Annotated in this window: 16 protein-coding genes and 1 pseudogene; 11 read left to right on the top strand and 6 right to left on the bottom strand. The window is 68.8% G+C overall.

Features of this window, described 5'->3' with window-relative positions; translation table 11 throughout:
• The first annotated feature begins 31 nt into the window (after nt 1-31).
• Together ACZ7SW_RS40645 and ACZ7SW_RS40650 are read left to right on the top strand one after the other, a co-directional pair.
• Nucleotides 32-391, top strand: a complete 360-nt coding sequence (locus ACZ7SW_RS40645) for a YciI family protein (RefSeq protein ID WP_470235683.1) — start codon at nt 32-34, stop codon at nt 389-391.
• The gene (locus ACZ7SW_RS40650) at nt 388-1,581 is read left to right on the top strand and encodes an RNA polymerase sigma factor (RefSeq protein WP_470235684.1); all 1,194 of its coding nucleotides are present in this window, start codon (nt 388-390) and stop codon (nt 1,579-1,581) included. Before ACZ7SW_RS40645 ends, ACZ7SW_RS40650 begins: the two co-directional genes overlap by 4 nt.
• Nucleotides 1,582-2,277: 696 nt before the next feature.
• Here ACZ7SW_RS40650 and ACZ7SW_RS40655 read toward each other — a convergent pair.
• Nucleotides 2,278-3,629, bottom strand: a pseudogene (locus ACZ7SW_RS40655) (TrpB-like pyridoxal phosphate-dependent enzyme).
• Nucleotides 3,630-3,837: 208 nt separating this feature from the next.
• Between ACZ7SW_RS40655 and ACZ7SW_RS40660 the strand changes: the two are divergent.
• Nucleotides 3,838-4,617, top strand: coding sequence for a PIG-L family deacetylase (locus ACZ7SW_RS40660; RefSeq protein ID WP_470235685.1), 780 nt, complete (start codon nt 3,838-3,840; stop codon nt 4,615-4,617).
• Between the two features lie 857 nt (nt 4,618-5,474).
• Here the strand turns inward: ACZ7SW_RS40660 and ACZ7SW_RS40665 are convergent.
• The 3 genes from ACZ7SW_RS40665 to pucD all read right to left on the bottom strand — a co-directional run bounded on the left by ACZ7SW_RS40665 (nt 5,475) and on the right by pucD (nt 9,485).
• Nucleotides 5,475-5,963 (bottom strand): (2Fe-2S)-binding protein, encoded by a 489-nt coding sequence (locus ACZ7SW_RS40665; protein WP_470235686.1) that lies wholly within the window; start codon nt 5,961-5,963, stop codon nt 5,475-5,477.
• On the bottom strand, nt 5,954-6,832 hold the full coding sequence (locus ACZ7SW_RS40670; RefSeq protein WP_470235687.1) for an FAD binding domain-containing protein: 879 nt from the start codon (nt 6,830-6,832) through the stop codon (nt 5,954-5,956). Before ACZ7SW_RS40670 ends, ACZ7SW_RS40665 begins: the two co-directional genes overlap by 10 nt.
• Nucleotides 6,833-7,151: 319 nt before the next feature.
• Nucleotides 7,152-9,485, bottom strand: coding sequence for a xanthine dehydrogenase subunit D (pucD, locus tag ACZ7SW_RS40675; RefSeq protein ID WP_470235688.1), 2,334 nt, complete (start codon nt 9,483-9,485; stop codon nt 7,152-7,154).
• Between the two features lie 83 nt (nt 9,486-9,568).
• On the opposite strand from pucD, the gene ACZ7SW_RS40680 reads away from it, so the two are divergent.
• Nucleotides 9,569-10,564, top strand: coding sequence for a LacI family DNA-binding transcriptional regulator (locus tag ACZ7SW_RS40680; RefSeq protein ID WP_470235689.1), 996 nt, complete (start codon nt 9,569-9,571; stop codon nt 10,562-10,564).
• Between the two features lie 24 nt (nt 10,565-10,588).
• On the opposite strand, the gene ACZ7SW_RS40685 is transcribed toward ACZ7SW_RS40680, so the two are convergent.
• Nucleotides 10,589-11,572 carry an amidohydrolase family protein gene (locus ACZ7SW_RS40685; RefSeq protein WP_009081542.1) on the bottom strand — a complete coding sequence of 328 codons (984 nt, stop codon included), beginning with the start codon at nt 11,570-11,572 and terminating at the stop codon, nt 10,589-10,591.
• Nucleotides 11,573-11,912: 340 nt separating this feature from the next.
• On the opposite strand from ACZ7SW_RS40685, the gene ACZ7SW_RS40690 reads away from it, so the two are divergent.
• The 6 genes from ACZ7SW_RS40690 to ACZ7SW_RS40715 all read left to right on the top strand — a co-directional run bounded on the left by ACZ7SW_RS40690 (nt 11,913) and on the right by ACZ7SW_RS40715 (nt 19,246).
• Nucleotides 11,913-13,313, top strand: a complete 1,401-nt coding sequence (locus ACZ7SW_RS40690) for an amidohydrolase family protein (protein ID WP_470235690.1) — start codon at nt 11,913-11,915, stop codon at nt 13,311-13,313.
• Nucleotides 13,314-13,346: 33 nt separating this feature from the next.
• Nucleotides 13,347-14,708: a nucleobase:cation symporter-2 family protein gene (locus ACZ7SW_RS40695; protein ID WP_470235691.1), complete on the top strand. Its 1,362-nt coding sequence runs from the start codon at nt 13,347-13,349 to the stop codon at nt 14,706-14,708.
• Nucleotides 14,709-14,917: 209 nt separating this feature from the next.
• Nucleotides 14,918-16,279 (top strand): nucleobase:cation symporter-2 family protein, encoded by a 1,362-nt coding sequence (locus ACZ7SW_RS40700; RefSeq protein ID WP_470235692.1) that lies wholly within the window; start codon nt 14,918-14,920, stop codon nt 16,277-16,279.
• 9 nt (nt 16,280-16,288) lie between these two features.
• The gene (locus ACZ7SW_RS40705) at nt 16,289-16,894 is read left to right on the top strand and encodes a UbiX family flavin prenyltransferase (RefSeq protein ID WP_470235693.1); all 606 of its coding nucleotides are present in this window, start codon (nt 16,289-16,291) and stop codon (nt 16,892-16,894) included.
• Nucleotides 16,891-18,252: a UbiD family decarboxylase gene (locus ACZ7SW_RS40710; protein ID WP_470235694.1), complete on the top strand. Its 1,362-nt coding sequence runs from the start codon at nt 16,891-16,893 to the stop codon at nt 18,250-18,252. The genes ACZ7SW_RS40705 and ACZ7SW_RS40710 overlap by 4 nt, the downstream gene beginning before the upstream one ends.
• A 13-nt stretch (nt 18,253-18,265) precedes the next feature.
• Complete coding sequence (locus ACZ7SW_RS40715) at nt 18,266-19,246, top strand: CobW family GTP-binding protein (protein ID WP_470235695.1); 981 nt, start codon at nt 18,266-18,268, stop codon at nt 19,244-19,246.
• Nucleotide 19,247: 1 nt separating this feature from the next.
• On the opposite strand, the gene ACZ7SW_RS40720 is transcribed toward ACZ7SW_RS40715, so the two are convergent.
• Entirely contained in the window at nt 19,248-19,646 is a 399-nt protein-coding gene (locus ACZ7SW_RS40720) for a RidA family protein (RefSeq protein WP_470235696.1), read from the bottom strand.
• Nucleotides 19,647-19,709: 63 nt separating this feature from the next.
• Here ACZ7SW_RS40720 and mtnA point away from each other — a divergent pair, with 63 nt between their 5' ends.
• Nucleotides 19,710-20,672 carry an S-methyl-5-thioribose-1-phosphate isomerase gene (mtnA, locus tag ACZ7SW_RS40725; protein ID WP_470235697.1) on the top strand — a complete coding sequence of 321 codons (963 nt, stop codon included), beginning with the start codon at nt 19,710-19,712 and terminating at the stop codon, nt 20,670-20,672.
• Nucleotides 20,673-20,807 lie beyond the last annotated feature (135 nt).

Here is a 20,807-nt window from a genome sequence, read left to right on the forward strand (position 1 = left end):
AAGGTAAGAGACCCGGTTTGAGGAGTTCGCCATGAAGCAATATCTGCTTGCTGTCCAAGGAGACGAAACCACGCTGGAGACCGGCGACGAACTGGCCGCCCAGATGGCCCGCACCACGAAGGTCACCGACGACATGAAGGCCGCCGGCGCCTGGGTCTTCGTCGGCGGTTTGCGGCCCTCGCACGCCACCACAGTGGTCCGCCCGGCGAACGGCACCACCACGACGACCGACGGCCCGTTCGCCGAAACGAAGGAGCAGCTGGGCGGCTTCTGGGTGATCCGATGCGCGGACCTGGACGAAGCCCTGTCCTGGGCCGATAAGTGCGCCCAAGCCTGTGGCCGCCCCATCGAAGTACGCCCGTTCGCCGACGGCCCGGAGGACGTTGCGTGACGCTGGACGCGGTCTACCGAGCCGAGTACGGCCGCTGCGTCGCCACCCTGACCCGCCTCCTCGGCGACATCGGATTAGCCGAGGAGGCGGTGCAGGACGCCTTCGCCATCGCCGTCACCGCCTGGGCCGAGTCGTTGCCGGCCAACCCCGGCGCCTGGATCGTGACCACCGCCCGAAACCGCGCGATCGACCGCCTCCGCCGCGAATCCACCCGCGAGGCCCGGCACGCGCAAGCCCTGCTCCTCCACCAGCCCGGCGAACCAGCAGAGGAGGGCCCCGTGCGCGACGACCAGTTGCGGATGATCTTCACCTGCTGCCACCCGGCCCTGTCGCCCCTCGCGCAGACCGCACTGACCCTGCGCCTGCTGGGCGGTCTGGAAACCGCCGAAATCGCACGCGCGTACCTGGTCCCGGAACCGACGATCGCCCAGCGCATCGTCCGGGCCAAGAAGAAGATCCGCGACGCCGGCATCCCGTACCGGGTCCCCGACGAGGCCGCCCTGCCCGATCGCCTGGCCTCTGTCCTGACGGTGCTGTACCTGGTTTTCAACGAGGGCTACACCTCGACCTCCGGCCCCCTGGTGCGGACAGACCTGTGCCTGGAAGCCGTCCGCCTGACGCGCGCCCTGGCCGGCCTGATGCCCGACGAGCCCGAGGTCCAAGGCCTGCTGGCCCTGCTCCTCCTGAGCGAAGCCCGCCGCCCGGCCCGCGTCGACTCCGCTGGCGACCTCGTCGTCCTGACCGCACAGGACCGCTCGCTGTGGAACCAGGACCTGATCGCCGAAGGCCACGCCCTGGTAAGGCAATGCCTGCGCCGCGGCCAGCCCGGGCCGTACCAGTTGCAAGCCGCCATCAACGCCGTCCACACCGATGGCGCCACGACGGATTGGCGGCAAGTACTGGCCCTCTACGACCAGCTCCTGGCCCATGCGCCAACCGCCGTGGTCGCCCTGAACCGCGCCGTCGCAGTCGCCGAAGTACACGGCCCAGAACTGGCCCTGGCCCTAGTGGACGAACTGCAACTGCCCGGCTACCACCTGCTCCCCGCCACCCGAGCGGATCTGCTGACCCGTCTGGGCCGCCGCGCGGAAGCCGAAGCCGCCTACACCGAGGCGATCACGTTGGCCACGAACGACACCGAACGGACGTTCCTTGAGACCCGCCGGTCGCGGCTCGGCGGGGATGTCTGAGCCTGGTCTCGCTTCCTGCCCCAGCGCTGGTCCTTCGCTCCGGCCGTTGCCACGGTTCGGCTCGGCGGGGCTTTTGGCTTCCGTTCGCCGTCTCTGCTTGCCTCGCCCAATAACCAGCGCAGGCCAGCCCGCGGACACCGGCTGGTGTCCGACCCGGCACGGCATTCAACCCCCGTCAACCAGCCCGCGAGAACACACCGCGGCGTAATTCGCCGGAGCTTCCGCCTTCCGCCGCCAGGACCCCGCCCATCCGCTGGATCAGGCTCGTCCGCCAAGTCAGCTAAGCCCAGCGATAACGGCGAGGACGGCGAGGACGGGGCTCAGGCGGGCACCGAGCCAATTCGCCGGAGCCCCGCGTCACCCGAGACGAAGCCGGACCGCTTCCTGCGCAACCGACTGCAGCCCACTCAAGCCGGGCCGTCGTCCCGCCATCGTCAGGCCATTCCACCCAACGACACCTCACCACACCAACCGACCGCAATCCACCTGGGCCGCCAACTGATCCATCCGTCCAGCCTGCCGCCTGCTCACCAAACGAACCGACCGCAACCCGCCTAGGCCGCCAGCTAATCCATCCGTCCGGCCTGCCGCCTGCTCACCGATCCCAACCGCCCGCTTCCGGTCAGCCCACTAGCGCCGCATCGCCTGCCAGCTAGTTCCCTCAGCCCCTCCTCTCCACTCCGCCAGCCGCACCCGTCAAGGAAGCGCCGCCAGCGATTCCTCCAGCACCGTGTCCGGAAGTTCGTTGTCCACCATGTCCCCCGCCAGATACGCCCCGTACGCGGGCAGGTCGAGGTGCGCGTGTCCGCAGAGCGCCGTCAAGATCACCTTCTCCTCGCCAGTCTCCTTGCAGCGCAACGCTTCCTGGATGCACGCGGCCAGCGCATGCGTCGGTTCCGGCGCGGGAATGATGCCTTCCGTGCGGGCGAACTGCACCCCCGCGGCGAAACATTCCTGCTGACCGATCGCGAGGGCCTCGATGAGACCCAGCTCGTAGATGTGCGAGATCAGCGGCGACATCCCGTGGTAGCGCAGGCCTCCGGCGTGGATCGGGTCCGGGATGAAGCCGTGGCCGAGCGTGTGCATTTTCAGCAGGGGCGTGAGGCCAGCAGTGTCGCCGAAGTCGTAGGCGTAGCGGCCTCGGGTGAGGGTCGGGGAGGCCGCCGGTTCGACCGCGCGGATCACCGGGTTCATCCGGCCGGCCAGTTTTTCCCGCAGGAACGGGAAAGCAAGCCCGCCGAAGTTGGAACCGCCGCCGGTGCAGCCGACGAGCACGTCCGGGGTGTCGCCGGCCAGTTCGAACTGCCGGAGGGCTTCCTCGCCGATCACCGTCTGGTGCAGCAGCACGTGGTTGAGCACGCTGCCCAGCGCGTACCGCGCACCCGGATCCGCCGCGGCCTGCTCGACGGCTTCGCCGATCGCGATCCCGAGACTGCCCGTCGACTGCGGGTTCTCCGCCAGGATCGCGCGGCCGGCGGCAGTGCGGTCCGATGGACTCGGGTACACCTGCGCGCCGAAGGTCTCCATCATCAGCTTGCGGTACGGCTTCTGGTCATACGACGCCCGCACCTGCCAGACCTCGCACGACAGCCCGAAGGTCGCGCACGCGAACGCCAGCGCGCTGCCCCACTGCCCGGCGCCGGTCTCGGTGGTGAGCCGCGTGACGCCCTCGGCCGCGTTGTAGAACGCCTGCGGCACAGCGGTATTCGGCTTGTGCGAGCCGACCGGGCTGACGCCCTCGTACTTGTAGTAGATCCGCGCCGGGGTCCCGAGCGCCTTCTCCAGCCGACGGGCACGGTAGAGCGGAGACGGACGCCAGAGCCGGTAGACGTCGCGGACTTCCTCGGGAATGTCGATGTACCGCTCGGTCGTGACTTCCTGCTCGATGAGCGCCTGCGGGAACAGCGGGGCCAGGTCCGCGGGCCGACGGGCTCGCGCGTTCCCGGATGCGGCGGCGGAGGCGGCGGCTCGGGCAGGTCCGGCACCACGTTGCACCACTGCGCCGGGAGATCGGCCTCGTCCAGGATGTATTTCGTCCGTTCTGCCATGACGCCTCCTCGGTCGGCGGACCCCAACGTAAGCCGGGCGGCGGGAGAAGCCAAGCGCCGGAGCGCGCGAGGGGACCCCTCGCGCGGACAAAACGGCAGGTCCACCCGTGTGGGCGACCTGTCCACAATGGAGGGTGTGGAGGATTCGCCGGAAACCGTTTCCGGCGGGCACCGGTTTTTGTCGGTGGGTGGCGGTAGGTTCGTTGGCATGGCGACATTGGTGACGTTCCACGCCCATCCGGACGACGAGGCGATCATGACCGGCGGCGTGATGCGCAAGGCGGCCGACGAGGGGCACCGTGTGGTGCTCGTGGTGGCCACGCGCGGGGAAAAGGGCGAGATCCCCGAGGGCCTGCTCGACGACGGCGAGCAGCTCGCGGACCGGCGCGTGAAGGAAACGCAGGCGGCGGCCGAGGTGCTGGGTGTCTCGCGGGTGGAGTTCTTGGGATACCAGGACTCCGGAATGATGGGCGACCCGTCGAACGACGGCCCGGACACGTTCTGGAGCGCGCCGGTCGAAGAAGCGGCGGAACGGCTGGCGACGATCCTGCGCGAGGAATCGGCCGACGTGCTCACGGTCTACGACGACTTCGGCGTCTACGGCCACCCGGACCACATCCAGGTCCACCGCGTCGGCATGCGAGCGGCCGAGCTCGCGGGCACGCCGCGGGTCTACCAGGGCTCGGCGAACCGCGACCAGATCCGCCGAGCCGCCGAATCCGCGCGGGCAGCGGGCGAGGAAGGCGGCCCGGACGAGGAGATGGTCATCGGCAAACCGGAAGCCGAGCTGACGGCCGAAGTGGACGTCACGGCATACCTGAAGGTGAAGCGGGCCGCGATGCGCGCGCACCAGAGCCAGATCAGCGAGGAGTCGTTCTTCCTTGCCCTGCCGGACGACAAGTTCGGCGAGGCGTTCGGGACGGAATGGTTCATCCGGGAAGGACAGGGGCCGGGGGTGACCGAGACGGATCTGATGAAGGGGCTCTGACTGGGGCTGGGCGAGCCGCGGGGGCGCGGGGTTTTCGACGCGGGTCACGGGACCCGGGCCGGGCGGGGCCGGGCCGGGTCGGGCCGGGCGGGGCCGGGTCGGGCCGGGCGGGGCCGGGTCGGGTCGGGCGGGGCCGGGTCGGGTCGGGTCGGGAGGTTGGCGCCGACGGTCGCACGCGGTCGGGATTTCCAGCGCGGATCTTTGGGCCCAGTCCGGTCGGCGGATCGACGCCAGCGGAGCCGTCCACAGGCACGGTTCCCAGGCCCAGATCGCTGACCGAGCCCGGTCAGCGGACCGACGCCAACTGAGCCGTCCACAGGCACGGTTCCAGGCGCGGGTCACGAGACCAGACCCAGTCGGCGGGTTGGCACGGGCGGTCGCACGCGAGCGCGATCTTCCGACGCGGATCGCTAGCCGAGGCCAGTCGGCTAGCGACGCCAATTGAGCCGCCCGCAGGCGCGGGTCACGGGGCCAGGTCGGGTCGGCAGGTTGGCACCGACGCTCGCACGCGGGCACGGGGCTCTGGCACGATGGCTAGCCGAGTCCGGTCGGCGGACCGGCACCAGCGGAGCCGCCCACAGAGGCGATTCCCAGGAACAGTCCGCAAACCGAGCCCGGTCGGCAGATCGGCACTGGCGATCCCACGCTGACCGAACGTGAAGAGCGGCCGGGTCCGCCGTGGGCCGGTGGTTGAGGGCGAAACTGACCGTGCCCGGAGCGGGCGGGGTTTTCTCGCTGGACACCGTGCAAGGCGGCCCCGCAGCCTCAGGCAGGTGCTCAGAACTCAGTTCGAACGAGGCCGTAAGAGCACAGACTCGTGCTGATCCGACGTGATGGTCCCCGCAAACGGGCCGCCATCACGAAGGACTAGCGGGCTCCGCCTCCCCGACTCGCGCCGCTGCCAGCCGCACCGCGTCCAGGATTTTCTCGTACCCGGTGCAGCGGCACAGATTGCCCGCCAGGGCTTCGCGAATCTCCGGGTCCGTCGGGGCGGTCACGCGGTGCACGAGTTCATGTGCGGCGACGACCAACCCCGGCGTGCAGAAACCGCACTGCACGGCGCCGGCCTCGACGAACGCTTGTTGCACCGCGTCCAGTTCGTCGCCGTCCGCGAGGCCCTCGACGGTGCGGACATTCCTGCCTTCTGCCTGGCCCGCGGCGACCAGGCACGAACACACTGGGGCACCGTCCAAATACACTGTGCACGAACCGCATTCGCCCTGTTCGCAGGCGTTCTTCGAGCCCGGCAAGCCCAGTTGGTCACGCAGCACGAACAGCAGGCTCTGCCCTTCCCAGACCTCGTCGACGGTCCGGGGTTCGTCATTGACAGTGAGGTTCAGGCGCATTTCGGCTGCCCGCCTTTCCGATAGTCTTCCCAGGCCCACTTCACCGTCCGGCGGGCCAGTACTGCGATCGCGTGGACGCGGTAATCCGCGCTGCCCCGGACGTCGTCGATCGGGGACGCGGCGCTCGCGGCCAGTTCGCCGAAGCGGCGGACCACCGGGTCCGGCAGCGGGGCGCGGGACTCCCACGAATCGGAGAGGGCGTCGCGGAGGAAGTCCTCGGCGGCGGTGGCCCGGCGCGGCGTCGGGGCGGCCGATCCCACGGCCGCGCCCACCCAGCCGGTTTCCGGGGCCAGGTCCAGCGCGAACGAGCACACCGCGATGACCATCGCGTTGCGGGTGCCGACTTTCGCGAACTGCTGCGGGCCGGTCGCGACCGGGAGATGGATGGCGGCGATCAGCTCGTCCGGGGCCAGTGCGTTGCGTTTGACGCCTTGGTAGAACTCCGTCGCCGGGATCATCCGGGTGCCGCGCACGGACGCGACCTCGATCGTCGCGTCGCAGGCCAGGAGCATCGGGTGGGTGTCGCCGGCCGGGGAGGCCGCACCCAGGTTTCCGCCGACGGTGCCGCGGTTGCGGATTTGCGGAGAGCCGACGGTGCGGCTGGCCATCGCCAATCCCGGCAGCCGAGTGCCCAGTTCGGTGATGATCCGGGTGTACGACACACCCGCACCCAGCCGGATCCGGCCGTCTTTCTCGGTCCACTCGGTCAGGTCGCCGATCCGGGTGAGGTCGAGCAGCGCGGTCGGGCGGCGGTGGTCGAAGTTGAGTTCGACGAGGACGTCGGTGCCGCCGGCCAGGGGGACGGCGTCCGGGCGGTCGGACTTCACCGCCAGGGCTTCCGCCCAGGTCGCAGGGGTCAGGAAATCCACGGGGCACCTCCGGCCTCGGGCAGGAACGGGATAGGTCGAACAAGCAGAACGGCCGCGTTGGGGAAGCCGGTTACGCGGCTGTGCCCGGCGACGACTCGGCCGCTGCGGCGCATGGCGGTCACGAACGCGGCCGATGCCGCCCGGACCAACCCAGCCACCGCAGCTGTCACGAAGCGGTGCCCGACGCCAATCCAGCCACCGCAGCTCACGATGGTCACGAAGCGGCACCCCACGCCGCCTGTGCCAACCCAGCCATCGCGACGCGCGGTAGTCACGACGCGGGCCCCGCCGTCGACCCGGCCATCGCAGCTCGCGGCAGTCACGAAGCGGCTGGCAGATCCGCACCGCGATCACCGGCCAGGGCGATGTCGTCTGGGCGGATGGGGGCGTTCGGCAAAGCCAAGCCGGTCGCCGAGCGGAGGGCGTTCAGGATCGCCGGGGTCGAGGACAGGGTCGGCGGCTCCCCTACGCCGTTCAAGCCGTACGGCGAGTCCGGGTGCGGGAATTCGAACAGGCTGATCGGCATCGGCGGCACATCGAGCACGGTCGGGATCAGGTAGTCAGTGAAGGACGGGTTTCGCACTCGTCCCTCGGCGTCCACCAGGATTTCTTCCATCAACGCCAACCCGAGGCCCTGCACGCTCCCGCCTTCGATCTGGCCTTCCACGGCCAGCGGGTTCATCGCCTTGCCGACGTCCTGGGCGGTCGCCAGCTCGACGACCTTCACCAAACCCAATTCGACATCCACATCCACCACCGCGCGGTGGGCGGCGAAAGCGAAAGCGATGTGTGCGTCGCCCTGGCCGGTTTCCGGGTCGATGCCTTGGGTGGGGCGGTGGTGGTATTCGAAGGTGTGCGAAAGAGTCTCCGAACCGACGAGGTCGGCGATGGAGCACACGGGGCGTCCGGCGGAGTCCAGGACTTGATCGTCGGCCAAGGAGAGCGCAGAGAAGCCAGAAGCGGCAGAGGCGCGGCGCAGGAGTTCTCGGGCGAGGTAGCGGCAGGCGCCTTGCACAGCCCCGGTCGACATCCAGGTCATGCGGGAAGCGGACGCGGAGCCAGCGTCGCCGATTTGGGTGTCGGCGGGGAGGACGACTACCCGGGATACGCCTAGTTCCGTGCTCGCCACCTGCGATTGCACTGTCGTAACGCCTTGTCCGCATTCCGCGGCGGCGGTGTGCACCGAGACCACCGGAGCACCGTTTACGACGGCCAAAGCGACTCGGGCGGTCGAGATGTCGTCGACACCGCCTGAGTAGCCGATCGCTTTCACCCCTACCGCGTAGCCGACTCCGCGACGCACCCCCTCGCCGTGCGTCGTGTTGGCGGCTCCGCCGGGGAGGGAAAGCAAGTCGGTCGCGCTGGCGGGCGGCAGCGGACGGTCGCGCAGGGCTTGCAAGAGTTCCGCGACGGGGGCTGGACCGTCGACGGCCTGGCCGGTGGGCAGGACGGTACCTGTGGTCATGGCGTTGCGGAGGCGCAACGCCATCGGGTCCATGCCCAGTTCGTGCGCCAGTTTGTCCATATTGGACTCACAACCGTAGGCGGACTGGACGGCGCCGAAACCGCGCATCGCGCCGCACGGCGGGTTGTTCGTGAACACTGCCAGGCCGTCGATTTCGGCGTTCGGGACCTCGTAGGCACCGGTGACGAAATAGCACGCGTTGGCGATGACTACCGGCGAGGTCGAGGTATAGGCGCCGCCGTCCAAAACCAGGCGGGCTTTTACATAGACCAGCCTGCCGTCCTTGGTGGCTCCGTGTTCGTAGCGCATCTTCGCCGGATGGCGGTGCACGTGGCCGAAGAAGGATTCGTAGCGGTTGTAGGACATCTTCACCGGACGTCCGAGGCGCAGGGCGAGCATGCAGGCGTGCACGTGGACGGAGAGGTCTTCCCGGCCGCCGAAGGCGCCGCCGACGCCTGCCAGGGTAAGTCGCACTTTTTCCGGTGGCAGGCCTAAGCAAGGTGCTAACTGTTCCAGGTCTTTGTGCAGCCATTGCGAGGAAACATAAAGCTCGACGCCACCGTCCTCGGAAGGAATCGCCAGACCGGATTCCGGGCCGAGGAAAGCCTGGTCCTGCATGCCGACCTCGTACTCGCCGGTGACCACGACATCCGCCTCGGCGCGGGCCCGGGAAAGGTCGCCGTGGCGGATTTTCACGTGCCGCACCAGGTTTCCGTCCGGATGTATCGGGCGGACGCCCTCGTCCAGTACCGTCATCGGGTCCGTGACCGGGGTCAGCGGTTCGTAGTCGACGATGATCAGTTTCGCCGCCTGGCGGGCGGTTTCCGGATCGTCGGCGGCGACCAGCGCCACCGGTTCGCCGTGGTAGCGGACCTCGTCGACAGCGAGGACCGGCTGATCGGCGGATTTCATTCCGTACGTTTTCGCGCCGGGCACGTCCTCGTGGGTGAGCACGGCGTGCACGCCCGGCTGGGCGAGCGCCTTGCTCGTGTCGACGGACCGGATCCGCGCGGCCGCGTACGGGCTGCGCAGCGTGGTCGCCCAGACCATGCCCTCGATCCACAAATCCGACGAATAGGCGAACCTGCCGGTCACCTTGGCGCTGCCGTCCGGACGGAGGGCGCTTTCGCCCACCCCGGCGGCTTTCCCGGTTTCCGCGGCGCGTACCAGCGAGTCCACAGTGACCACCAGCTTTCCTGCGTTGCCGACTCCACGGGATTCAACACGTGTAGATCGGGACTGTCAACGGCTCTTCGGGTATCGTCTGGCGCATGCAGCGGGTCACCCGGGACGATGTCGCACGGCTGGCGGGCACCTCGCCGGCCGTGGTCAGTTACGTGCTCAACAACGGGCCGCGTCCGGTCGCTCCCGCCACCCGGGCGCGGGTCGAACAGGCGATCGCCGAGCTCGGGTACCGGCCGAATCTCGTCGCGCGGGCGTTGCGGTCCACGCGCAGCAACGTGCTCGGGCTGGTCGTTCCGGACAGCAGCGAAGGCTATTTCACCCAGCTCACCCACGCGGTCGAGCGCGCCGCGTTCGCGCGCGGATCCCTTGTGCTGCTCGGGAATTCGGCGTTCTCCCGGGAGCAGGAGCTGCGGTACGCGGAATCGCTGGCGAACATGCGCGTGGACGGTCTGCTGCTGGTCCGCGCGGAGATCGCCGGGGCGGCCGCGACCCACTCCACTTTGGATGTTCCGGTCGTCTACCTGCACCACCACGCCCCGGCCGGGGCCATCGCGCCGTCCGTGGTGCTGGACAACAAGGCGGGCGGGCGGCTGACCACCGAACATCTGCTCGGGCACGGCTACCGGGAGATCGGGTGCCTCACCGGGACCGCGCGGTCCGGGCCGGTGGCCGATCGGGCCCGGGGCTGGACCGACGCGATGCGGGCGGCGAAGAGGAGCGCGGGCAACGTCGTCCGCACCGGCCTGGATCGGCATGCCGCGCGGGCGGACATCCGGCGATGGCTGCGGTCGCCGGAGAGGCCGCGCGCGATCATGGCGACCGCGGACGGGCTGGCGCTCGACACGCTCACTGTCGCGGCCGAACTCGGCTTGAGCGTGCCGAAAGACCTTGCGGTGATCGGCTTCGGCGGCACCGACGCCGCCGCGCACAGCTGGCCCGCGCTGTCCACCGCCGGGCATTCCTTCGACGATTTCGCCGACGCGGCGGTGTCCACTCTGGACAAGCTCCGGGAGAACACTCAGCCCGACGACCGCATCCTCGACGTGCGCCTGACCGCGCGCGCCAGCTGCGGGTGCGACTGAACCCGCAGCCGACGCGGCACCGAATCAGGAGTTCGCGGCCTCAGCCCACGCCGAAGGCGTGTAGCCGAGATAATGCGACGCGTGCGTATTCGCCGCCGAGGCTTGCGGAATGTCCCCGCGCAAATACGCCTCGGCTTCCGCCTTGTCCTTCGGCGGCGGCGTCGGCGCGAGGCCGAGCAGCTTGGCCATGTTGTTGCCGAGGTAGCCTTCCAGATCGTCCTCGGACAGGTTCAGGCCCTGCGGCGGCTGGTGGCACAGCACTTCCAGCTCCCGCGCCCACATGCCGGGCTCGTTCGGCGGCGAATCGGTGCCGAAGACCAGGTCGCTCTTCTTCATCTCCTTGGCGAATTCGACGATCCGCGACTGCAGCAGCCAGCCCGACTCGCCGATCACGTTCGGCGAGTCCTGGATCATCCAGAACGCCTCGAAACAGTAGACGCCGCCGGTCTGGATGCCGAAGTGGCCGAGAATGAACGTGACGTTCGGGAACTCGCGGATGATCGGATAGAACTGGGTCGGGATCGAGTACGGCCCGTCCCCGGTGTGGATCAGCACGATCACGCCGAGCTCGTCGCACACCCGCATCACCGGGCGCAGCCAGTCCAGCGCCCGGTCCGGGCGGTAGGAATGCATGTTGGCGTGCAGCTTCAGCATTTTGTAGCCGTATTCCTTCACGTGGAAGGCCAGCTCCGCCGCGCCGTTCTCCGGGCCGAACCTCGGGTTGTACATGAAGTTCCCGACGAACCGGTCCGGGTACTGCTGCACCAGCGAGGTCACGTACGCCTGGTACTCGCGGATGCCTTCGCGGCCGGTTTTGTTGCCCTCGCGCCAGGTCGTGTTCCCCGGCGGCGGCATGATGCAGCTGACGTCCACGCGCCGCGGCTTGCCGTTGATCCAGAATGGACCGTCCATCATTTCCAGCGTGCGCTCGCCGGTGAACGGGGTTCCGGTGTGCCGCCAGGCTTCGTCGACGAGATTCGTCGGATGGACATGGGTATCGATAATCACCGGATGTCTCCTTACGCAAGACTTGAGTAAAGGACTCCCCGGCCGCGCTTCACCGCACCTACGGGACCCGGAAGCGCGATCAGCGCTCCGGCGCAACCGAGTGCAGCACCTTCTCCGCCCGCTGTCAACACATGATCGCCAAATCCGTTGCGCGGCAATACTTTTCCGGAAGAAGCTCTTGACACCGGTCCCGCGAGGGCTTTGCATTGAACGACCCGGCGGCGCTGCCGGGCGCCGGTGACCTCCCGTTTCGGGCCAACCGTTCGGCCAGCTGCCTCCAGCCGCGCGCTGGAGACGACCGCCGGGCCGGGTCCGACCCCGCCCGGGGAAGGGCGGCCCGATGTCGGCTGCGGAACCCTGCGACCTCCTCCTGACCGGCGGCACCGTGGTGACCGTCGACGACCAGCGCACAGTCCACCGGAAAGGCCACGTCGCGATTATCGGCGACCGGATCGCCGGTGTCGGACCGGGATCGGGCACCGACCGCTGGCGCGCGAACGAGGTCGTCGACTGTCACGGCAAAGCGGTGTTGCCCGGCCTGGTCGACGGGCACAACCACCTCTACCAAGCACTCGCCCGCGGTCTCGGCGAAGGCATGTCGATCGTGCCGTGGCTGTGCGAATTCATGTGGCCGTATTCGATCGCGATCACCGGGCCCGAAGCAGTGGCCGGGGCACGGCTCGGCGCGGTCGAGGCGTTGCGCGCCGGCATCACGACGGTGATCGACAACCATTACGCGCCAAGCGATCTCGAAACGACGCTCGCCGTCGCCGACGTCATCGAGGAGGCCGGGCTTCGCGGCGCGGTCGCCCGCGGCATGCTGGGCGAGCGCACCGAAATCGCCGACCGCCGCGGGCAGCCGATCGAACTGTTCCGCTATTCCAGCGAAGACGAATTCGCGATCACTCGCGAGGCGATGCAGCACCGGCCGCGAGGCTCCAAGGTCACGGTGTGGCCGGCCGCGCTCAACCTCTGCTACGTGGAACAAAAACTCGTCCGCCAGACGGTCGAGCTCGCCCGGGAATACGGCACTCGCTGGCACACCCATTGCTGCGAGAGCAAAACCGATCCGGTCAGCTACCTCGAAACCCACGGGGTCCGGCCGGTGGAATGGCTCGCGAAGGAAGGCCTCCTCGACGAACGGGCCACCCTCGCGCACGCGATTTGGCTGGACGACGCCGAAATCGAGCAGGTCGCCGCCGCCGGAGCGGGCATCTCGCACAACCCGGCTTCGAACGGCTACCTCGCTTCCGGCACCGCGCGGATCGCGAGCCTGCGAAAGCAGAACGTCCCGGTCGCGCTGGGCACCGACGGTCCCAGCTGCGGCCACCGGCAAGATCTTTTCGAGGCGATGAAGCTCAGCGTCTTCGCCCAGCGAACGGCCACTTTGGACCCGACGGCGTTGCGGGCCGAGGACGCGCTGGAAATGGCCACCCGCGAGGGAGCCCGTTACGCCGGAATCGACGCGGGAGTGCTGAGCGAAGGAAAACTCGCCGACGTCATCGTGACCGCGCTCGACCGTCCGCACCTGCGCCCGGTGCACCGGGCTGTCGCCGCCCTCGTCTACTCCGCCCGCGGGTCCGATGTGGAGCTGACGATCGTGGGCGGCGAGATCGTCTACCGCGCCGGACAGTGCGTCCGCGTCGATGAAGAAGCCGCCGCCGACGAGGCGGAACGGCACGCGGCCCGGCTGCTGAAGCGCAGCGGCATGGGCGGACTGCTCACTCCCTGGGCGCGGTGATCCGCGCTCCCCTTCCCCGCTGTGGAGGAAACCATGCGATTCCGTCCGCGCACCACCCGAGCCGAGGCCACGACCCGCGACGCGGTCGACGCCGTCCCCCGGCTGCGGCAAATGCTGCCGCTCGGCATCCAGCACCTGCTGGTCGCCTACTCCGGAATGGTCACCGTCCCGCTGCTGATCGGGCTCGGCGTCGGCCTGTCCACCGCGCAGATCGCCACGCTCATCACGGCGAACGTCCTGGTCAGCGGCATCGCGACGCTATTGCAGACGCTCGGGATCGGCAACGTCGGCGTCCGGCTGCCGATCGTGATGGGCTCGACCTTCACCGGCATCACCCCGGCGATCATCGTCGGCAAGGAGGCCGGGCTGCCCGCGGTCTTCGGCGCGACGATCGTCGCCGGGTTGCTGACCTGGCTGATCGCGCCGTGGTTCAGCAAGCTGATCCGGTTCTTCCCGCCGATCGTCACCGGCACGATCATCGCCATCATCGGGTTCTCGCTGCTGCCCTCCACCGCGACGCTGATCGCCGGGTCCAATCCCAGCGCCACCGATCACGGTTCGACCGGACGGCTGATCCTCGGGCTGGGCACCATTGTGCTGACTGTCTGTCTGGAACGGTTCGCGCCGCCCGCGGTGCGCCGTTTCGCGATCCTGATCGCGCTCGCCGCCGGCACGCTCGTGGCGATCCCGCTCGGCATGGCGGACTTCAGTTCGGTCGGGCAGGCGGAGTGGGTCGGCGTGGTGAAGCCGTTCGAATTCGGCATGCCGACGTTCGCCTTGTCCGCGTTGCTGCCGATGATCATCGTGCAGCTGGTGAACATGGTGGAATCGACCGGCGACACGCTCGCCATCGGGCAGATCGTCGGCCGCGACGTCGGGCCGCCCGAGATTTCCCGGGCACTGCGCGCGGACGGGATCGGCACCGCGTTCGCCGGCGTGTTCGGCTCGTTCACCGTGGTCACCTTCGGCGAAAACGTCGGCCTGGTCAGCATCACCCGCGTGATGAGCCGGTTCGTGGTCGCCACCGCGGGCGCGGTGCTGGTGCTGATGAGCCTGGTGCCGAAACTCGGGGCGGCCGTCGCGTCCCTGCCCGGACCGGTGCTCGGCGGCGTCGGAGTGGTCATGTTCGGCACCGTCGGGGCGGTCGGGTTGCGCATCATGAGCCAGGCGGATCTCAGCAACGGCCGCAATATCCTGATCGTCGCCATCTCGTTCGGCTTCGGCTTGCTTCCGGTCGGCGCGCCGGAGTTTTACCAACATCTGCCCGTTGTGGTGCAGACAGTGCTGACGAGCGGCATCGCGGCCGGCGGCATCGCGGCGTTCCTGCTGAACCTCGTGCTCAACCGCCGCGAACGGGCTCCGCGCACCGGAGGGGAAGCCGCGCCCGGGTATTGACCGTCGGCGGCTTCCGATGCACCATAGTCGAAACTCCTTGCAGGGAAGGAAAAATCTTCGGAACTACCCTAACCCCGTAGGTGCGGCGGCAGGATGCGCGCGCGGCCGGGGGTCATCGCCGCCGGAAGCCCGTCCGGCTCCGGCGACGCCCCGCGATCCGCCCGGCCCGGCCTTTCCCGGCCCCGCCGGCCCAACGAGGTGAGGGAATCATGGCCAATCACCCGTCTCCCCCGTCCCCGGTGGACGAACGTCCCCGATTCGGCCCGCTGGTGCTGCTGGGTCTGCAGCACGTGCTCGTGATGTACGCCGGTGTCGTCGTGGTGCCGATCGTGGTCGGCGCCGGGCTGGGCCTGCCCCAGGCGCAGATCGCCGACCTGGTCAGCGTCGACCTGGTGCTCGCCGGGATCGGCACTATGCTGCAGGCGTTCGGCGTCTGGAAGTTCGGCATCCGGATGCCGCTCGTGGTCGGCGCGGCGTCCAACGGGATCGTGCCGATGGTGCTGATCGGCAGCACCCAAGGCCTGTCCACTGTGTACGGCTCGCTGCTCGTGGTCGGCGTGCTCTGGGTGCTGATCGCGCCGTTGTTCAGCAAACTGCTCAAGCTGTTCCCGGAAGTCGTCACCGGCACGGTCATCACGTTGATCGGGCTGACGCTGATCCCGGTCGGGCTGAAACTCATCGCCGGTTCCAGTCCGTCCGCGCACAACTACGGTGCGCCAGCGAATCTCGCGCTCGCCGGGTTCACGCTCGCCTTGATCGCGGTGTTCTACCGGGTGTTCCGCGGTCTGCTCGGCCAGCTCGCGATGCTGCTCGCGCTGACTGTCGGCGCGGTCGTCGGCTGGCTGACCGGCCTGGGCAGCCTGGCCGGAGTGGCCGACGGGCCCGTTTTCGGCTTGCTGCGACCGATGCATTACGGAACGTTGCAATTCGACATTCCGTCGATCCTGCTGTTCCTGGTGATCGTTTTCGTGCTGATGGTCGAGGCTTCCGGACAGGGTCTCGCGGTCGGCCAGGTGGTCGGAAAGAAAGTCGGGCCGCGCGACATCGCCAATCTGCTCCGGGTGGACGGACTGCTCACCGCGCTCAGCGGGGTGTTCAACGGCTTCGCCTACACCACCTTCGGCCAGAACATCGGGCTCGTCGCGCTGACCAAGGTGCGCAGCCGCTACCCGGTCGCGGCCGGCGGCGTGATCCTGGTGATTTTCGGGGTGGTGCAACCGATCGGCCGGGTGATCGCGGCCATCCCGCAACCGGTGATCGGCGCGGCGGCCGTCGCCACGTTCGCGGCGCTGACCGTGTCCGGCATTCAGCTGCTGTCCCGAGTAGACTTCAACAAGACCGGCAATCTCGTGATCGTCATGCTGTCGCTCGGCGTCGGTTTGATCCCGGCCGGAGCGCCGGACTTCTACAAGCAGTTTCCTTTCGCCGCCCAGGTTTTCCTGAAGAGCGGCGTCGCTACCGGCACGGTCTTGGCGGTGCTGCTGAATCTGCTTTTCTTCGCCCGCCGGAAACAGCGGCCGGAAGAGCCGCTCGTGCACCGAGAACCCGCCGCCAAGCTTTCCCAGTCCTGAAAGGACGTCATGGGCACCGAACCGCAGCGGCCCCGGCTGATCGTCGGCATCACCGGGGCCAGCGGCCCGCACCTCGCTGTCCACCTGCTGGCCGCGCTGCGCAAGCTCGGCACGGTGGAAACGCATCTGGTGATGTCCCGGGCCGCCCACCGCACTGTCGAACTGGAAACCGGGATGCCGCCCGCCGAGGTCGCCGAACTGGCCGACGTCCGCCACGCGCGCGGGGACATCGCCGCGCCGATCGCGTCCGGTTCCTTTCGCACCATGGGCATGGTCGTCGTGCCGTGCTCGATGAAAACCGTCGCCGGGATCGCGCACGGCTACAGCGACGACCTGCTCGTCCGCGCCGCCGACGTGACCCTGAAGGAACGCCGTCCGCTCGTGCTCGTGGCCAGGGAGACCCCGTTGAGCCTCGTGCATCTGCGCAATCTGGTCGCGGTCACCGAGGCTGGCGCGACCGTGCTCCCGCCCGTTCCCGCCTTCTACCACCAGCCCGAGTCCATTGAGGACATCCTCGCCCATCTGACCGGCAAGGTGCTCGACCAGTTCGGCATCGAGAACGAACTGTTCGCACGCTGGCAGGGGCCGCCCGCCTCGCAAGGAGTTTCGCGGTGAACCACCGGCAAGATCCCCATGCTTTCGTTGACCAGTACCGCCGACAGTTCCCCGAAGACGTGCTCGTCCTCGACGATCCCGTCCCGGCCGACGAGGGCGTCACCGGGGTGATTTACGAACTGGCCGCGGCCGGACGGCACGAGATGGTGCTGTTCCGGAAGGTGACCGGGCTCGACGTGCCGGTAGTCAGCAATATGTTCGCCTCGCGGCAGCGCATCGCCCGCATGCTCGATACCGGACCGTCCGGTTTGCACAGTGCCTATCAGCACCGTGCGCTTCGTGCGGTACCGCCGAAAGTAGTCGACAGCGGACCGGTACTGGACGACGTGACGACCGAGGTCGACTTGGCGACCATCCCCATGCTCCGGCACTTCGCCAGCGACCGATCCCCTTACGTCACCAGCGGAATCATCGTCGCCGAGGATCCGGACACCGGCGTCGGCAATCTCAGCTATCACCGCGCGATGCCGCATTCCCGCACCGAGTTGGCGACCAGCCTGCATTCTCGTGGCGATCTGTGGCGGATGTTGCGGAAGTACGCCGAACGCGGCGAACCGATGCCGGTCGCGATGGTGCTCGGCGGGCATCCGCTGTTCATGCTGGCCGCGTCCGCGCGGGTCGGCTACGACGTGGACGAACGCGAGGTGGCTGGCGGGCTTTTCGGCGAACCGCTCGAAGTCGTGCGTACGCCGCAGCACGGCATCGGCGTACCGGCCTGGTCGGACTTCGTGCTGGAGGGCACGATCGACGCCTCCGAGCACGCGGACGAGGGACCGTTCGGCGAATTCTCCGGCTATTCCTCGAATCGCTCGACCAACAACGTCCTCCGCGTTCAGACCGTGCTGCGCCGTTCCGACGCCATGCTCATCGACGTCGTCGGCGGCAACACCGACGAGCACCTGAATCTCGCCCGCGTGCCGCGCGAATCGGAGATGGCGGAGAAACTCAAGGCTCGGTTCCCGGACGTCACCGCAGTGCACTATCCGACGTCCGGCACGCATTTCCACTGTTATGTCGCACTACAGCAGCGACGGCCCGGTCAAGCCCGGCAGGTCATGCTCGGATTGCTCGGCTGGGACCCGTACGTGAAGACTGTGATCGCAGTGGACGAGGACGTCGACGTCACCAATGACAGTGAAGTTTTATGGGCGCTGGCCACGCATTTCCAGCCGCACCAGGACTTGTTCACTGTGGACGGTCTGCCCGGCTCGCCGCTCGACCCGTCCTCGGGCTCCGACGGCACGACGTCCCGGATGGGCCTGGACGCCACCCGCGGCCCGCGTTTCGACGGCGATCGCATCGTCGTCTCGGAAGAAGCACGCCAGCACGCCCGCCGGATTCTCGGCGGGAACGTTTAAGGAGGGAATCATCATGGCCAAAATCCCGGTGACCGTACTGACCGGCTTTCTCGGCTCCGGCAAGACCACGCTCGTCAACCACATCCTCACCGCGGACCACGGGCACCGGATCGCGGTGATCGAGAACGAGTTCGGCGAGATCCCGATCGACAACGCGCTCGTGCTCGGCGGCGACGAGAAGATCATCGAGATGAGCAACGGGTGCTGCCTGTGCTGCACCGCGCGCACCGACCTGATCGAAATCCTGCAGTCGCTGCTGCGCCGCCGCGAACGGTTCGACCGGATCCTCATCGAGACCAGCGGCATGGCCGACCCGAACCCGGTCGCGCAGACGTTTTTCGTGGACGACGAGGTGGCCTCGGCCTTCGCGCTGGACGCGATCGTCACGCTGGTCGACGCGCGGCACGTCGGCAGCCACCTCGAGGAGGGCGAGCACGACGGCGTCGGCGGCCAGGTGAGCAACCAGATCGCGTTCGCCGACCGGATCGTGCTCAACAAGATCGACCTGGTCACCGAGCCGGAAATCGAGGAACTGCGCACGCGGCTGCGCTCGGTCAACGCGACCGCGGACATCCTGACGTCCAGCTACGGGAGCGTCGACCTGAACGACATCCTCGGCGTCAACGCCTTCGACCTGAACCGCACGGTCGCCGCCGACCCGGACTGGCTCGAAGACGAGTCCCACCACCACGACCCGACGCTGGAATCCGTCTCGATCGAACTCGACTGCCCCCTGGACCGCGCCGCGTTCGAACAGTGGCTCACCGCCCTGCTTGCCGAACGCGGCGACGATCTGTACCGGTTCAAGGGAATCCTCGCCTTCGACCGCCGCACGGTGCTGCAAGGCGTGCATCGGATCTATGAGCTGACGGATGCCGGCGAGTGGGGCGAGCAGCCGCCAGTCAGCAAGCTCGTCCTCATCGGGCGCAACCTCGACCGCGCCGAGCTGACGGACACGGTGTCGCGCTGCAGCCTGGCCGCGGCTGGACGGTGACTCAGGCGAGCGCGGCGGTCACGTCCAGCTCGACGAGCTGGCCCCGGAAGCCCAAGCACGTCACCCCGAGCAGCGTGCTCGCGGTGGTGAACGCCGCCGCGATCGGGGAGTTCACGAACCGATCCCACACCGCGGCGAGGACCGGCTGGTCGGAGGTCGCCACGTAGATCACCGTGCGCACCACGTCCTCCGGGGTCGCCCCGGCGTGGGCCAGCGCGGTCTCGGTGTTGGCGACGACCTGGTCCACCTGTGCGAGGACGTCGCCGGGGACGACCTGGCTGTCGGCGGTCAGCGGGCACTGGCCGGCGAGGTGCACGGTGCGGCGCGCGTCGACGGTGGTCACGTGGTGATAGCCGGGAGTCGGGTGCGAAGCGGGCGGGTTCTGCCGTTGAATGGTCACGAGGCGGATCGTCGCGCACGCACGCGGCGGGCCGCCACGGGATTTCCGGACCGGGAGGGGCGCATGCGCAGGACAGTCGACTGGGCCGACGGGGCGATCGTGATCGTGGACCAGGTAGCGCTTCCGGGCGAGTACCGCACGCTCACGCTGCGCACGGTCACCGAACTGGTCGACGCGATCCAGCGGCTGGCGGTTCGCGGGGCACCGGCGCTGGGGGCGGCCGGCGCGCTGGGCGTCGCGCTGGCGGCTCACCAGGGCGGGGATGTGCGGGCGGAGGCGGACCGGATCGCGCAGGCCCGGCCGACGGCGGTCAACCTGGCTTGGGGCGTTTCCCGGGCGCTGGACCGGCTGCCGGACGGGGCCGACGCGGTGCTGGCCGAGGCACAGGCGATGCTCGACGAGGACGAGCAGCGCAACCGCACCGCGTCGGCGCACGCGGCGGAGGTTGTGCTGGACGCGTGCCCGCGCCGGCCGCTGCGGCTGCTCAGCCACTGCAACACCGGACACCTGGCGACCGTCGCGTGGGGCACCGCGCTCGGGGTCGTCTGGCATCTGCACGCACGAGGGCTGGTGGAGTCAGTGCTGGTCGACGAGACGCGACCGTTGTTGCAGGGATCCCGGCTCACCGCTTGGGAACTCGAGCAGGCCGGAGTGCCCTACCGCGTGCAACCGGACGGCGCGGCAGCCGCGGCGATGGCGCGCGGACTGGTGGACTGCGTCCTCGTCGGCGCGGACCGGATCGCGGGGAACGGCGACGTGGCCAACAAAATCGGCACCTACGGCCTGGCCATCGCCGCCGCCCACCACGGAGTTCCGTTCGTGGTAGTCGCGCCGACGTCCACTGTGGACAAAGACATTCCCACCGGCGCGGACATCACCATCGAGGAACGTGCGGCCGTCGAACTGACCGAGTTCGGCGGGACTCGAATCGCGCCGGACGGAGCGGCGGTCTTCAACCCGGCCTTCGACGTCACGCCCACCGCGCTGATCACCGCGGTGGTCACCGAAAACGGCGTGTTCGGCTAGCGGTGAAGGGCCGTGAGGGCCACCTTCAGAGACTCTGATTCCCTGAGAGGGTGTTGCGGAACCTGGGTGGTTAGTCGTCGTGGTCTTGGGCTGGGCGGCGTGCTGCTTCGGTTTCGATGGGGCCGCGGGGTTCGA

It is taken from the genome of Amycolatopsis sp. NPDC114484 (assembly GCF_055633755.1).

Coding starts and splice junctions, on each gene's coding strand:
- ACZ7SW_RS40715 (WP_470235695.1), top strand. CDS start 18,266: ATGGCCAAAATCCCGGTGACCGTACTGACCGGCTTTCTCGGCTCCGGC.
- ACZ7SW_RS40695 (WP_470235691.1), top strand. CDS start 13,347: ATGCGATTCCGTCCGCGCACCACCCGAGCCGAGGCCACGACCCGCGAC.
- ACZ7SW_RS40665 (WP_470235686.1), bottom strand. CDS start 5,963: ATGCGCCTGAACCTCACTGTCAATGACGAACCCCGGACCGTCGACGAG.
- ACZ7SW_RS40680 (WP_470235689.1), top strand. CDS start 9,569: ATGCAGCGGGTCACCCGGGACGATGTCGCACGGCTGGCGGGCACCTCG.
- ACZ7SW_RS40700 (WP_470235692.1), top strand. CDS start 14,918: ATGGCCAATCACCCGTCTCCCCCGTCCCCGGTGGACGAACGTCCCCGA.
- ACZ7SW_RS40705 (WP_470235693.1), top strand. CDS start 16,289: ATGGGCACCGAACCGCAGCGGCCCCGGCTGATCGTCGGCATCACCGGG.
- ACZ7SW_RS40645 (WP_470235683.1), top strand. CDS start 32: ATGAAGCAATATCTGCTTGCTGTCCAAGGAGACGAAACCACGCTGGAG.
- ACZ7SW_RS40660 (WP_470235685.1), top strand. CDS start 3,838: ATGGCGACATTGGTGACGTTCCACGCCCATCCGGACGACGAGGCGATC.
- ACZ7SW_RS40690 (WP_470235690.1), top strand. CDS start 11,913: ATGTCGGCTGCGGAACCCTGCGACCTCCTCCTGACCGGCGGCACCGTG.
- mtnA (WP_470235697.1), top strand. CDS start 19,710: ATGCGCAGGACAGTCGACTGGGCCGACGGGGCGATCGTGATCGTGGAC.